Annotated in this window: 11 protein-coding genes and 1 pseudogene; 2 read left to right on the forward strand and 10 right to left on the reverse strand. The window is 67.9% G+C overall.

Annotated features, from left to right (window positions below):
• The 6 genes from B1A78_RS16000 to hisS all read right to left on the reverse strand — a co-directional run.
• On the reverse strand, positions 1-949 hold a 949-nt coding region (locus B1A78_RS16000; RefSeq protein ID WP_372236890.1), incomplete at its 3' end, for a DUF4139 domain-containing protein.
• A 19-nt stretch (positions 950-968) separates the two neighbouring features.
• A complete protein-coding gene (locus tag B1A78_RS16005; RefSeq protein ID WP_077147919.1) occupies positions 969-2,360 on the reverse strand; it encodes a DUF4139 domain-containing protein in 1,392 nt (463 codons plus the stop codon).
• A 182-nt stretch (positions 2,361-2,542) separates the two neighbouring features.
• Positions 2,543-3,379, reverse strand: a complete 837-nt coding sequence (locus B1A78_RS16010) for a DUF4167 domain-containing protein (RefSeq protein WP_256838906.1) — start codon at positions 3,377-3,379, stop codon at positions 2,543-2,545.
• 256 nt (positions 3,380-3,635) lie between these two features.
• Entirely contained in the window at positions 3,636-4,466 is an 831-nt protein-coding gene (gene prmC / locus B1A78_RS16015) for a peptide chain release factor N(5)-glutamine methyltransferase (protein ID WP_077147921.1), read from the reverse strand.
• Positions 4,467-4,485: 19 nt separating this feature from the next.
• Positions 4,486-5,553 (reverse strand): peptide chain release factor 1, encoded by a 1,068-nt coding sequence (gene prfA / locus B1A78_RS16020; protein WP_077147922.1) that lies wholly within the window; start codon positions 5,551-5,553, stop codon positions 4,486-4,488.
• On the reverse strand, positions 5,553-6,800 hold the full coding sequence (gene hisS / locus B1A78_RS16025) for a histidine--tRNA ligase (protein WP_077147923.1): 1,248 nt from the start codon (positions 6,798-6,800) through the stop codon (positions 5,553-5,555). The genes prfA and hisS overlap by 1 nt, the downstream gene beginning before the upstream one ends.
• Positions 6,801-7,063: 263 nt before the next feature.
• Here hisS and B1A78_RS16030 point away from each other — a divergent pair, with 263 nt between their 5' ends.
• Together B1A78_RS16030 and ppa are read left to right on the forward strand one after the other, a co-directional pair.
• Complete coding sequence (locus tag B1A78_RS16030; RefSeq protein WP_077147924.1) at positions 7,064-8,992, forward strand: M61 family metallopeptidase; 1,929 nt, start codon at positions 7,064-7,066, stop codon at positions 8,990-8,992.
• 88 nt (positions 8,993-9,080) lie between these two features.
• Complete coding sequence (gene ppa, locus B1A78_RS16035) at positions 9,081-9,617, forward strand: inorganic diphosphatase (protein WP_077147925.1); 537 nt, start codon at positions 9,081-9,083, stop codon at positions 9,615-9,617.
• A gap of 111 nt (positions 9,618-9,728) precedes the next feature.
• Here the strand turns inward: ppa and B1A78_RS16040 are convergent, their stop codons facing one another.
• The 4 genes and pseudogenes from B1A78_RS16040 to B1A78_RS16055 form a co-directional block, all read right to left on the reverse strand.
• A complete protein-coding gene (locus tag B1A78_RS16040; RefSeq protein WP_077147926.1) occupies positions 9,729-10,655 on the reverse strand; it encodes a mechanosensitive ion channel family protein in 927 nt (308 codons plus the stop codon).
• Positions 10,652-11,857, reverse strand: a complete 1,206-nt coding sequence (gene metC / locus B1A78_RS16045; protein WP_077147927.1) for a cystathionine beta-lyase — start codon at positions 11,855-11,857, stop codon at positions 10,652-10,654. The genes B1A78_RS16040 and metC overlap by 4 nt, the downstream gene beginning before the upstream one ends.
• Positions 11,858-12,067: 210 nt before the next feature.
• Positions 12,068-12,907: a 3-mercaptopyruvate sulfurtransferase gene (gene sseA, locus B1A78_RS16050; RefSeq protein ID WP_077147928.1), complete on the reverse strand. Its 840-nt coding sequence runs from the start codon at positions 12,905-12,907 to the stop codon at positions 12,068-12,070.
• Between the two features lie 176 nt (positions 12,908-13,083).
• Positions 13,084-13,948, reverse strand: a pseudogene (locus tag B1A78_RS16055) (hypothetical protein); the annotation flags it as partial.

Below are 13,948 nucleotides of genomic sequence, written 5' to 3' on the forward strand. Positions count from 1 at the left end.
TGCGGTTGCCGATCACCATCACCTCTTCGGCATAATCGGCGGTCGGCTCGATGATCGGCGGCAATTCCCAGAATGGATGCGTGCTCGTAATATCCATCGGCCAGCATTTGAGCTGTAGTGCCCCCGGCGGGGTGCGCGGCAGGGGCGCGCGATAGCCCTTGTTGAGCCGCCCGGCGATGACGTTCAACTGCGCCCCCGGAAAGCTCGTGCCCCCGCCATTGGCGACGGTGATCCACCCCGTGATGCCGAGTCCCTTCGCATCGCCCGCACGGTCGACGACATAATTCGCCGCCCAGTCGAATCCTTCGGACAGATAGACGAGCTGCAGCGTCACCGTGCGCGCCCGCGCGCTTTCGACCAGGATCGACAGCGTCGGTTTCGCCGACAGATCCTTGGGCACGCGGCTATAGAGCATGCGCTCGGGCAGCCCCGCACAGCCGAGCGCCTCGAACCCTGCATCGGTCTGCAAGATCACCCCGCCGGTCGGCCCCGCCTGGATAATCGCCTGCTGCTCGCGGACCTTGCCCGTCTTGCGGTCGGTGCGGCGCAAGGTGACGCTGCGCTTGAGGTAAGCGTCGACCAGCCCGGCGGGCGACAGCAGCCGCGCGTCGCGATTCTTCTCGCGCACCCCGTCGGGCATGCCCGACACCACCGCGGTCTCGGGCAACAATCCTTCGGACACCCCCTCGAAACGCAGCACCGACGATCCGGCGGGCAGCGTCACGACGCGCGTCTCGGTGACCAGCGCAAAACCCTGCGGCCAGTTCGGGTTGATCGGCCCCGCGCCGCGATAGGGCGCGCGATAGACGGTGACCGCGACATCCTTCAGCACCGACGACACCACCACCGGCGCCTCGGGCCGCACCGGCGGCGCGGGCAGGCTCGCGCCCTGTTGCGCCGCGAGCGGCGTCGCAGCCAGTGCGGCCAGCAAGGCCGGGATCAGGCGCATCGCGCGCACGGCCCGGTCCTTAGTAGCGCGAATCGAAGGTGGCAGTGACTTCGGTCTTGCCGTTGGCGGTCACGGGTACCGACCATTCGACGCGGTCGGCCGAGACGCGATTGCCCTTGATGCTCTCGTCGCTGATCCGCACATCGCCCCACAGCCCGCTCTGCGACAGCTCGACCGTCACCGGCCCCGGCCGCGCATTGCTCACGACATATTTCATCTTGGTCACCCAGCGCGAATCGCTCTTGCGCGTGCGCGACACCACGGTCGACTGCACCTTGACGTCGAACGCATCGCCGGTGCGCAAGGTCATCGACGACCCCATCGGCGTGTGGCCGATCGTATTTTCGCCGATGAACTGCGGGTCGCCGCGCGCGTCGCGCATATAGACGCGGATCGTGCCGGCGGGCAGCTGGTCGCCCAGCCCGCCCTTCGCCGAGGTCGAGAAGCGCAGCACGCTCGCCGCGCTCACCGGCTCGGTGCTGCTGCCCAGCCAGCCGTTGACATATTCATAGGTCGAGCGCGCGGGCGCCCCCTTCACGTCGAGGAAACTTACCTGCTTCTGCTGCGCATTGGCGATCGTCGTGCGCTCGGCGAGCGGATAGAGATAATAGTCGCCAAGCCGCTCGCGCGTGCTCGTCTCGGTTCCCGCCTCGTCGAGCGCGCCCGCCATCTGCGCGAACCCGCCCCCGCCGCCCGGGCTGCCCGCCACCAGCAAGGTGCGCGCATTGGTAAAGGTCGTGCCCGTCGAATTGGTCAGCGTGACCCAGCCCTGCATGTCCATCGCGCCCTTGGCGGCGTCGAACAGCGCGACATAGTCGGCCGTCCAGCCGAGGTTGGGCGTGAGGTAAGAGAGGCGCGCCGGCACCGTCCCCGCATTCTCGGCCTGCACCGTCACCGACAGCGTCGGGCGCGCGCGCAAATTGGGGGGCAGCCGGTCGAACACCGCGCGCACCGGCAGGCCGTCGTCGCGCAGCACCTCGATCCGCTCGCCGATCTGCAGCACGATGCCGCTGTTCGCTGCGAGCACCTTGGCGCGCTCGCTGCGTTCGGCACCGGTCGCGGGGTTGGTGCGCACCAGCGTGATCGACTGGCCGACCGCCTTGTCCATCAGCTTGTCGGGGGTGAGCAGGTCGAAGTCGAAATTCTGCTCGACGATCGCGAGGCCGCCGCCCGACAGCGTCACCGTCTCGGGGCGGATGCGCGCCGACACGTCGGGAAATTCGATGCGGTTGCGCCCGGCGCTGACTGCGAGCTGGCGGTCGTCCTGCACCAGCGACTGGCCATTGTTATAGATGGTGACCGCGACATCGCCCTGCGCGGTGGCGCCCGGGTCCTGCTGCGCCGAAGCGGGAAGCGAAAGCCATGGAGCGACGGCGGCTCCCAACAGGCAAGCCTTTGCCAAAGCGCGCATAATCGCTCTCCCCCGCATGATTGTGGAAGAGAGGCTAGGTCAGTTCGTGGCGATTGGCCAGCGCGAAATAGGCGCGCGCGGTCGGCACAAACAGCGAAGCCCTGAGCCTGTCGAAGGGCGCCTCACGGAGAAGCGCGCTTCGACAAGCTCAGGGCTATGGTTCTGACGAACTATGTCGCCGATTATTCGGCGGCTTCGACGTCCGAGCTGCGGGCCGCGAGCGTGCGGCGCTTGCGCGGCTTGGGCGCCGCCTCGGCAGCTTCGCCGTCATCGGCCTCGGCCACCGGAGCCGGCCGGCCGATCGCGGGCGGCAGCACGGCGCTGTCGATCCCGGCGCCACCTTCGTCCTCGTCGCGCGGACGGCGCGGGCTGCGACGCGGCGCACGCGCCGGCTTGGCCGCTTCGACCGCGACTTCGGGCTCGGCCGCTTCGGCCTCGACGCGTTCGCTGCGCTCGGCGCGTTCGCGCGGCTGGCGGTTGCCGCGATTGTCGTCATTCTCGTCGCGGTCGCGGCGATTGCCGCGGTCGCGGTTGCGCTCGCCACGATTGTCGCGATCACCGCGATCGTTACGATCGCCCCGATCATTGCGCTCGTTCCGCTCGCCGCGATTGTCCTCGCGCTCGCCGTCGCTGTCGCCCTGGCCCTCGTCGAGGTCGGTGTCGTCATGCGCGTCGAAATCCTCGACCCCGCGCACTTCGCGATGGCGGTCATTGCGGTCCTGCTGGCCGCCGTTCTTCTCTTCCTGGCGCGCGCGGAAATCGCTGTGCACGCGGAAATAATGGTCGGCGAACTGGAGGTAATATTCGGTCTGCACCCGGTCGCCCGAAAGCTGCGCGTCGCGCGCGAGATTCTTGTATTTCTCGATCATCTGCGCTGCGTTGCCGCGCGCCCGGCTGTCGATGCGATTGGCCTGGTCGGTGCCGCCACGGCCGCCGCCCGACTGCGGGCGATTGTTGTTATTGTTGTTACGGCCGCGACGGCGACCGTTCTGCCGGTTGTTCATGTTCAACTGAGACATCCTGTCGAAAAGCTCTAAGCTATGCCAACCCCTTTTGGCCGACCGCGCATCTTGCGCGTCGTGCCCGCGCTCCCTTGCGCGGCTCTTCCGTGTTACCGCTTGCGCGAGACGGCTCGTCCCGCACCAGCATCGTAAATGGGAAGCAGACCCGCCGGACCAGTATCGGTGCGCTGCACCGCCAAAGGGACCCTGATCAGGCCTGTAAGCCGCCCCTACCGCGCTTTGGGCGCGAAACCAAGCGATTTCTTGGATACGCTCAGGGGGTGCGGGTCAGGAGCAGGGCGCGGTCGCGGCCACCGAGGTCCTGGCGGCAAGCGACGGCGAAACCGGCCGCTTCGGCCAGTTGCCCGACCGAGATATGCTGCGTCGCGCCGATTTCAAGCACCGCCAGCCCGCCGGGCGCGAGAAGGCGCGGCAGGTCGGGGATGATGCGGCGATAATCGGCGAGCCCGTCGCCCCCCGCGAACAGCGCCCCCGCCGGCTCATGCTCGGCGACATCGGGCATCAATTGCTCGCTGTCGGCAATATAGGGCGGGTTGCACAGGATCAGGTCGAACGGACCGTCGACACCCGCGCTCCAGTCCCCCGACTGGAACGCCGTGCGGTCGGCCATCCCCAACGCTTCGGCATTGTCGCGCGCAAAGGCGAGCGCGAACTCGGATGCGTCGACGCCCAGCCCTGTCGCCTCGGGAAACTCGCTGAGCACCGCCAGAAGCAAGGTGCCCGGCCCCGTGCCGAGATCGAGAGCCCGCGCTGGCCAACCCTCGCCCCCTCTGCCCTGCGCGAAGTCGAGACACGCCTCAATCAAGGTCTCGCTGTCAGGCCGCGGGATCAGCACCCCCGGCCCCACCTCGATCCGCAAGGTCCAGAAATCGCGATAGCCGAGGATATAGGCGATCGGCTCGTGCGCCATGCGCCGCGCGACCAAATGCGCATAGATCTCCGGTACCGCATAGCGCGCGGGATCGAGCAGCAGCGCCGACCGCTCGACCCCCAGCGCGTGCGCCATCAGCAGTTCGGCGTCGAGCCGCGGCGTGTCGCTGATCCCGGTGAGCAAATTGGCCGCGGTGCGCAGCGACTCCGCCACCCCCGCGAAGGTCGGCGTCTCAGTCACCCAGCCCCGCCAGCCGCTGCGCCTGGTCCTCGGCGATCAGCGCGTCGACCAGTTCGTCCATCGCGCCTTCCAATATCTCGGGCAGGCGGTGGAGCGTCAGGTTGATCCGGTGGTCGGTCACGCGCCCCTGAGGGAAATTATAGGTGCGGATGCGCTCGGAGCGGTCGCCCGACCCGACCATCGACTTGCGCGCCGACGCCTCGGCGCTGTGAATCTTCTCGCGCTCGAGGTCATAGAGCCGCGCGCGCAGCACCTGCATCGCCTTGGCGCGGTTCTTGTGCTGGCTGCGCTGGTCCTGCTGGATCACGACGAGCCCGGTCGGGATATGCGTGATGCGGATCGCGCTGTCGGTCGTGTTGACATGCTGCCCGCCCGCGCCCGACGCACGATAGATATCGATCTTGAGGTCGCTGTCGGCGATCGCGACATCGACCTCCTCGGCCTCGGGCAGCACCGCGACGGTCGCCGCGCTGGTGTGGATGCGCCCGCCGCTCTCGGTCACCGGCACGCGCTGGACGCGGTGGACGCCGCTCTCGAACTTCAGCTTCGCGAACACGCCCTGCCCGCTCACCGACGCGACGACTTCTTTATATCCGCCGACCTCGGCCTCGTTCGCCGAGATGATCTCGACCTTCCAGCCGCGCAAATCGGCATAGCGGCTGTACATGCGCAGCAGGTCGCCTGCGAACAGCGCCGATTCATCGCCGCCGACCCCGGCGCGGATCTCGAGCATCGCCGATCGTTCGTCGGCGACGTCCTTCGGCAGCAGCTTGATCGCAAGGTCATGCTCGGCGGCGGGCAAGGCTTCCTCGACCACCGCGAGTTCCTCGGCCGCCATCGCCTTCATCTCGGGATCGGCGAGCATCTCACCCAGCGCGACCACCTCGCCGCGCAGCCGCACCACCTCGGCCGCCGCCTGCGCGACGGGTTCGAGCTCGGCGAACTCCTTCGACGCCGCGACGAAGTCGGCGGGCGCCATGTCGCCCGTCGCCATGCGCGCCTGCAAGGCGGCGTGGCGTTCGATGATGGCGTCGATCTGGCGGGCGGAAACGCTGGTCATCAGAGCGCGCGAACGATCGCCTCGACCGCCTTCGCCCGATCGCCGTCGCCGCGCACATTGATATGCACGGCATCGTCGCGCGTACCGACCGACACCAGCGCCTGCGCCGGAATCTTCGCCGCCTTGTCGAACCGCTTGCGCGGCGACCCCGTCGCGACGATCTCGGCCGAGAAACCGCTGCCGCGCAGCGCGGTCAGCGCCTGCATCGCCAGCGCCAGCCGCGCGTCGTCCTCGAGCGCGATCACCGCGTCGAGCCGCGTGTCGATGATATCGTCGGCCAGCAACATCGCCAGCCGCTCGATTCCCGCCGCCCAGCCGACCGCCGGCGTCGGCGGTCCGCCGAGCGCCTCGATCAGCCCGTCGTAACGCCCGCCACCGAGCACCGTGCCCTGCGCCCCCAGCCGGTCGGTGACGAATTCGAACGCGGTGTGGCGATAATAGTCGAGCCCGCGCACCAGCCGCGCATTGCGCTCCCACGCGACACCCGCGGCGTCGAGCCCCGCCGTCACCGCACCGAAGAAGTCGCGCGCCTCGGCCGTCAGATAGGCGTCGATATCGGGCGCGCTGTCGGCGATCGGCCGATCCTTCGGATCCTTGCTGTCGAGGATGCGCATCGGATTCTTGTCGAGCCGCGCGAGGCTGTCTTCGGACAGCTCGCCGCGATGCGCCTCGAAATGATCGACGAGCGCCGTCCGCCAGGCATCGCGGCTTTCCGCATCGCCCAGCGTGTTGAGCGTCAGCGTGACGCCTTCCGAAATCCCCAGCTCCTTGAGCAACTGATCGGCGAACACCAGCAGTTCGGCATCGGCGAGCGGGCTGTCGCTGCCCAGCACTTCGGCGTCGAGCTGGTGGAACTGGCGATAGCGCCCCTTCTGCGGCCGCTCGTAGCGGAACAGCGGCCCGTGCGTCGCGACCTTCAGCGGCGCATATTGCTGCCAGCCGTTGGTGACATAGGCGCGCGCAATCCCCGCGGTGAATTCGGGACGTAGCGTGATCGATTCGCCGCCGCGGTCGTCGAACGAATACATTTCCTTCGACACGACATCGGTCGTCTCGCCGAGCGAGCGCGCGAACACCGCGGTCGGCTCGATCACCGGCACCTCGATGCGCTTATAGCCATAGAGCCGCCGCACGCGGTCGAAGGTGTCGACGACGTGCTGGAAACGATCGGCGAAATCGCCGAGCATGTCCTGCGTGCCGCGAACCGGCTGCGGTGTGGCGATCTTGGCGGATTTGTCCTTGCTCATGGCGGCGGCGTCTAATCGCTTTTGGTCGAAAGGCAAAGCGCACAAACTCCCCTCTCCCCTTGCGGGAGAGGGTTGCGCAGACTTGGCAGCTTGCTGCCTAGTCGAAGCTGGGTGAGGGGTTGCGAGCCATCGGCTCGCGCGGTCGCCGAGCGACCGCCACCCCTCATCCAACTCCGCCTGGTCGCTTCGCGACAAGGCTCCCTATCCTTCTCCCGCAAGGGGAGAAGGTTGTAGAAAAGACCATTTCGCGGCAGAGAGCCGTCATGAAAAAGACACCGTTGGTCGCAGCCGCCCTCATCGCCTTCACCGCGCCCGCCGCGCATGCGCAGGAGGGCAACAGCCGCCCGCAGCCGGTGGTCCAGCCGCTCACCATCCCGCTCCCCGCCGACCGCCCCTATCCCGGCACGATGCAGCTCAAGGTCGACGCGACCGACTATGCGCGCGGCATCTTCCATGTCCGCCAGACGATCCCCGTCCCCCGGCCGGGCAAGTTCACCATCCTCTATCCGCAATGGCTGCCCGGCAAGCACGCGCCGCGCGGCGCGATCGCCGAGGTTGCGGGCTTCAAGCCGACCGCTGGCGGCAAGCCGCTGACCTGGACGCGCCAGCCGACCGACGTCTACGCTTTCGACATCGACGTGCCGCAGGGCGTGAAGAGCATCGACATCGCCTTCGACTTCCTCTCGCCGACGCGCACCAGCGAAGGCCGCGTCGTCGTCACCCCCGCGATGATGAACCTGCAGTGGGAACAGGTCAGCTTCTACCCCGCGGGCTGGTTCACCCGCCAGATTCCGGTGCAGCTCGAGGTCAGCCTGCCCGAAGGCTGGACCGGCGCCGCCGCGCTCGACGGGATGCAGGTGTCGAAGAACCGCTACAGCTTCGGCGTCACCAGCTATGAGAATCTCGTCGACAGCCCGATGTTCGCGGGCAAATATTTCCGCGCCTGGGCGCTCGGCAACGGCGTGACGCTCAACGTCGTCGCCGACGAGGAAAAATATCTCGCCGCCAGCCCCGACCATATCGCGCGCCATGCCGCCTTGGTGTCCGAAGCCGTCGCGCTGTTCGGCATGCGCCATTTCGACCGCTACGACTTCCTGCTTGCCTTGAGCGACGAGCTCGGCGGCATCGGGCTCGAACATCACCGGTCGAGCGAGAACAGCCGCAACCCCGATTATTTCACCAAATGGGACGATAATGACAGCGAGCGCGGGCTGCTCCCGCACGAGCTCGTCCACAGCTGGAACGGCAAGTATCGCCGCCCCGACAAGCTCTGGACCCCCGATTACCGCACCCCGATGCAGGACAATCTGCTCTGGGTCTATGAAGGCCAGACCGCCTATTGGGATCTCGTCCTCGCGGGCCGCTCGGGCATGCAGTCGAAGGAGATGATCCTCGCCGAATGGGCGACCAACGCGGGCTTCTTCAGCAGCCAGGCCGGGCGCGACTGGCGTTCGGTCGAGGACACGACGCTCGACCCGATCATCGGCGCGCGCAAGCCGCGCGCCTTCCCCAGCGCGACGCGGACCGAGGATTATTACAACGAAGGCGCGCTGATGTGGCTCGAAGCCGACATGCTGATCCGCACCGGCACCAATGGCGCGAAGAGCCTCGACGATTTCGCGCGCGCCTTCTTCGGCGGCCGCGAGGGCGACTGGGGCCAGGACACTTATGATTTCGACGATGTCGTCGCGGCGCTGGGCGCCGTCCATCCCCATGACTGGGCGAAATTCCTGCGCGACCGGATGCAGACGCCCGGCCGCCCCGCGCCGACCGCGGGGATCGAAGCGGCGGGCTACCGCCTCGTCTGGCGCGACGCGCCCAATATCTACGACCGCGACCGCATGGCGCAGGCGAAGAACGCCGACCTCACCCACAGCCTCGGCCTCGTCATCGACAAGGACGGCGTCGCGGGCAGCATCGCATGGGACGGCCCCGCCTTCCGCGCCGATATCGTCAACGGGACGAAGATCCTCGCGGTCGATGGCGTGACCTACAGCCGCGAGCGCATCGAGACCGCGATCCGCGCCGCGACCGACGGCAAGACGCCGGTGAAGCTGCTCGTCGAGCGCGGCGGCCGCTATCGCAATGTCGAGATCGACTATCGCGGCGGACTGCGCTGGCCGCATCTCGAAAAGGCCGGCCCCGGCCCCGACGCCTTCGACGCGCTGTTCACGCCGAAACGCGCGCTTTAACGCCCGATTTTACAAAGCGAGGGGTTCCGCGCCGCGTCCGCGAGGGCTAAGGCGCGCGCGACTCAATAACAAAAGGACTGCATCTCCCATGCGCATCGACCTCATCCCGGCCGGCGACAGCCCGCCCGACAGCCTCAACGTGCTGATCGAAGTGCCGATCGGCGGCGAGCCGGTGAAATATGAGTTCGACAAGGCGTCGGGCGCGCTGTTCGTCGACCGCTTCCTCCACACCCCGATGCGCTATCCCGCCAATTACGGCTTCGTGCCGCACACGCTCGGCGAAGACGGCGATCCCTTGGATGCTCTGGTCGTCGCGCGCTCGCCGATCGTCGCGGGTGCGGTGGTCAAGTGCCGCCCGATCGGCGTGCTCTTGATGGAAGACGATGCCGGCGGCGACGAGAAGCTGCTCTGCGTCCCGGTCAACAAGACCTTCCCCTATTATGCCGATGTCGCGAGCTACACCGACATGCCGCCGATCGTGCTCCAGCAGATCGAGCATTTCTTCACCCACTATAAGGACCTCGAACCCGGCAAATGGGCCAAGCTCAACGGCTGGGGCGACGTCAACGAAGCCAAGCGCATCATCGTCGAATGCATCGAGCGCGCGAAGGCGAAGGGGTTCTAGGAGCCCCCGTCATGGCGAAAAGACTGTTCCCCGGCGAAAGCCGGGGCCCAGTGCATACCGACGCCGGCCTCGCGTAATCCGGCTCTGGGCCCCGGCTTTCGCCGGGGAACATCAAGCAGGCGCCGCGCCCTCGTCCCCCAGCACCCGTACATCGGTGCGCGGATAGGGAATCCGGATCCCCGCTTCCTTGAAGCGATCCCAAATCCCCAGGAACACCTCGCCCTGGATATTGCCCAGCCCCGCTTCGGGGTCGGAAATCCAGTAGCGCAGCTCATGCTCGACCGCGCGCTCGCCAAAGGCGGTGATCCACACCACCGGTTCGGGATCGGCCAGGATTCGCGGGTTGGCCTTCGCGGTCTCGACCATGATCTTCTGCGCCGCGCGCAGGTCGCAGTCATAGGCGACCGGCACGCGCATCCGCACCCGCACATCGCGGCTCGAATAGCTCCAATTCTCGACCGGCATCGTCATGAGAAGTTCGTTCGGGATCAGATGCTTCTTGCCGTCGCGCGTCACGACATTGACCGCGCGCACCCCGATCTTGGCGACGCGCCCGACATTGGGGATCGCTCCCGGCCCGGTCGATCCGCCCATGCTCGCCCCGTCGCCGACGACGATGACGTCGCCCGGCTTGATCGAGCGGTCCATCAGCAGGATGATCCCCGCGATCAGATTGCCGACGGTCTTCTGCAGACCGAAACCGATCGCCAGGCCCGCCGCACCCGAAAAGACCGCGAGCGCGGTCAGGTCGATGCCGAGCAGGTCGATACCGAACAGCAGCGCAAAAATGGCAAGCGCGATCGCGATCAGCTTCTCGGTCAACAGCCGCTGCGTCTGGTCGATATGGGTGTTGCGGCGCAGCACCCATTTGATCGCGCGCATGGTGAGCTTGACCGCGAGATAGAGCAGCACCGCAACGACGATCGTCGAGGCCAGCCCATAGAGCGACAGCCGGTACGAGCCGACGTCGATGCCGATCGCCTGCATCGCCTCGATCGTGCGGCCGACACCGCCCGACAGGTCGGCGCGTACGCTCATCCCGCCACCGCCGCGAAGCCGCGCGCCAGGTCGGCGATCAGGTCGGCGGGATCCTCGAGCCCGATCGACAGCCGCAGCAGCGGGTCGGGATCGCTCCACTGCGTCGCGGTGCGGATATCCGCCGGGTTGCTCGGCACCACCAGGCTTTCATAGCCGCCCCAGCTGAACCCGATGCCGAAATGGTCGAGCGCCTCGATGAAGCGCGTCCGCCCCGCCTCGTCCGCACCCTTCAACGCGAAGCCGAACAGCCCGCTCGCGCCCGAAAAATCGCGCGCCCAAATGTCATGCCCCGGATCGCCGGGCAGCGCGGGATGCAGCACGCGCCCGACGTCGGCGCGCCCCGCCAGCCACTCGGCCACCGCCAGCGCACTCGCCTGGTGCCGCGCCATCCGCACGTCGAGCGTGCGCAGCCCGCGCAGCATCAGCGCGCAATCGTCGGGCGAGACCGCCTGCCCCAGCTGATAGGCGGCGCTGCGCAGCTTCGGCCACACCGCGCGGGTCGCGGTCAGCGACCCCATCATCGCGTCGCTGTGCCCCCCGACATATTTGGTCAGGCTCATCATCGTCACATCGACGCCATGCGCCAGCGCGGGGAAGAGCAAGGGCGTCGCCCAGGTGTTGTCGAGCATCGTCAGCACGCCGCGTTCGCGCGCCACCGCGACGATCGCCGGGATATCCTGCACCTCGAAGGTCAGGCTGCCCGGCGATTCGAGGAAGATCAGCTTCGTCTCGGGGCGGATCAGCTCGGCAATCCCGGCTCCGATCAGCGGGTCGTAATAGGTGGTGGCCACCCCCATCCGCGCCAGCATGCCGTTGCAAAACGCACGCGTCGGCTCATAGGCGCTGTCGACCATCAGCAAATGATCGCCGGGCGCGAGCAGCGCGAGCAGCCCCGACGAATTGGCCGCGACCCCCGACGGATAGAGCAGGGTTCCCTCGGCGCCCGGCTCCATATCGGTCAGCGCATCGGCGAGCGCCCACACCGTCGGCGTCCCGCGCCGGCCGTAATAGAGCTTGTCGTGCGTCGCATGGCCGCGCGCCTTGAGGTCGGCGATATTGTCGTAAAGGATCGTCGACGCGCGCCATACCGGCGGATTGACCACCCCGCCGCCCAGCCGCGGGTCGCCCGTCCATTCGGGCCGCCGCCCGCCCTGCACCAATTTCGTCGCGGGGCGGAGGCTGTCGTCGTCGCTCTTGCTCATGCCATCCCTGTTAGCGGAGCCCCGCGCAAAATCCAGAGGTGGGCGTCGTCCCGCCCGCGCCGCGGGCCTTCAAAAATCTCACACAAAGACACGAAGAGGGCAGTTCCTGCACGAGCCGTGCGCGCGAGAACTGCCCTCTTCGTGTCTTTGTGTGAGACTCTTATGGCGCTCCGCGCGGGGGTATCAACCACCCGCGCGGGGCGAGACCGATCAGGCCGCGCCGGTCGCCTTCGGGGTCGCCGCGTCGGCGCCCCATTCGGTCCAGCTGCCGTCATAGACCGCGACATCGTCCTTGCCGAGCAGGTGCGCGCCGAACGCCACGACGGTCGCGGTCATGCCGCTGCCGCAGGTGGTGACCAGCGGCTGGTCGAGGTCGATCCCCGCCGCGTCGAATGCCGCCTTCAGTTCGTCGCCGCGCTTCCATGTGCCGTCGGCGTTGAACAATTGGCCAAAGGGTAGGCTCTTCGATCCCGGGATATGCCCCGGCGCGATGCCTGCGCGCGGATCGCGTTCCTCGCCGGTGAAGCGCGCGGCCGAGCGCGCGTCGACGACCTGTTCGGCACCGCTTGCGACATTCGCCAGCATCTCGTCCTTGGTGCGCACCGCCTTGGCATCGCGCCACACGGTGAAGTGGCGGTGGCGCAGCGTCTGCTTGCCCATTTCGAGCGGACGGCCTTCGGCCTTCCACTTGGCGAGGCCGCCGTCGAGCAGCGCGACGTCATGCGCGCCGAACAATTTGAGCAGCCACCAGGCACGCGCCGCGCTCTTCAGCGGGCTGTCGTCATAGATCACGATGCGGCTGCCGTCACCGAGGCCGAGCGACTGCATGCGGCTGGCGAATTTTTCGGCCGGCGGCGCCATATTCTCGATGCTGCTCGTCGCGTCGGCCAGTTCGGCCAGGTCCATGAACACCGCGCCGGGGATATGCCCGACTTCATATTCGGCGCGCGCGTCGCGATCGGCCTCGAGGAATTTCGTCGCATCGACCACCCGCAGGTCCGATGCCCCCAGTTCGCGTTCCAGCCAGTCGGTTGAGACCAAGGCGTCCATGTCATGCTCCTGTTACGACCCGGCGGGGTTTCTGTAACCGCTCCCTCCGCCAGCCAACCTGCTCTTTCCGGGGAAGACAAGCCTATGCCCCCACCGGCGCCTTTTCAAGCGCCGAGGCGTCCTGCCTCAGCCGATGCTGCACTGCAACAGAAAAGCGTGACGCCATGGTGACGCGGCTATTGGCTCCGCCGGACCGCGGTCGAACGCGATCCGGGACGGTCGACGGCATAGGAGGGCCGGTCGAGCGGCAGCGGCGCGAGCTTGTCATTCTCCCCGCTGCCCGATTCGCGGCCGAGCACAAAGCTGCCCGCAACCTGGCCAAAGGCATCGGCGTCGCCCTCCCAATGATAGGTGACGTCGAACGCCATCACGGGGACGAGCATCGGCTTGCCGCCGATCATCAGCGGTTCGAGGATGTGGCGCGGCAGGCTCGCCTCGGTGGTCAGCGCCTCGCCCGCACCGACCTTGAGTTCCATGTCGTCGCGCAGCACGCTGCCGCCGGCACCGTCAAAGAAACGCGCGAGCACCGGCTCGGTCATCGCCGATCCCTGGTTGAGCGCGATGCGCACCATCAGTCCGGTCGCGTCGGCCGTTCCCTGGTTCACCATGTTCAGCGCAAAGCCGACCGTGACATGTTCGGGGGTCATGCGGATCGAAAGCACCTCGAGCGCCAGCCCGATCACCGCACGCCGTTCTTCGACGGCGCGGGTGACGAGCGGCGCGGGCGCGCCTGGCGCCGCATTGCCGGCCGCGCCTGCGGGCAGCGCCAGCGCGGCGGGCATGCGAGGCAAGGGTGCCGAAACCGGCGCAGCGCGCGGCGCCGGCGCGGGTGCCGGAGCAGCGGGAACCGGTGCCGGGCGCGGCGGCGCGGCGGGCGCCGGAGCGGGCGGCGGTGCGCTGCGCTCGACCGGCGCCTCGACCGCGAGCGCGGGACGGCGGCGCCAATACCAATAACCTGCCCCGCCCGCGGCGAGCAGTGCGCCCAGCCACATCCAGATCGGCGTCCCGCCGCCATCGGCGGGCGCCGCGGGGACGAGGGCG

The sequence above is a fragment of the Sphingopyxis sp. KK2 genome (assembly GCF_001990265.1).
Classification (GTDB): Bacteria; Pseudomonadota; Alphaproteobacteria; order Sphingomonadales; family Sphingomonadaceae; genus Sphingopyxis.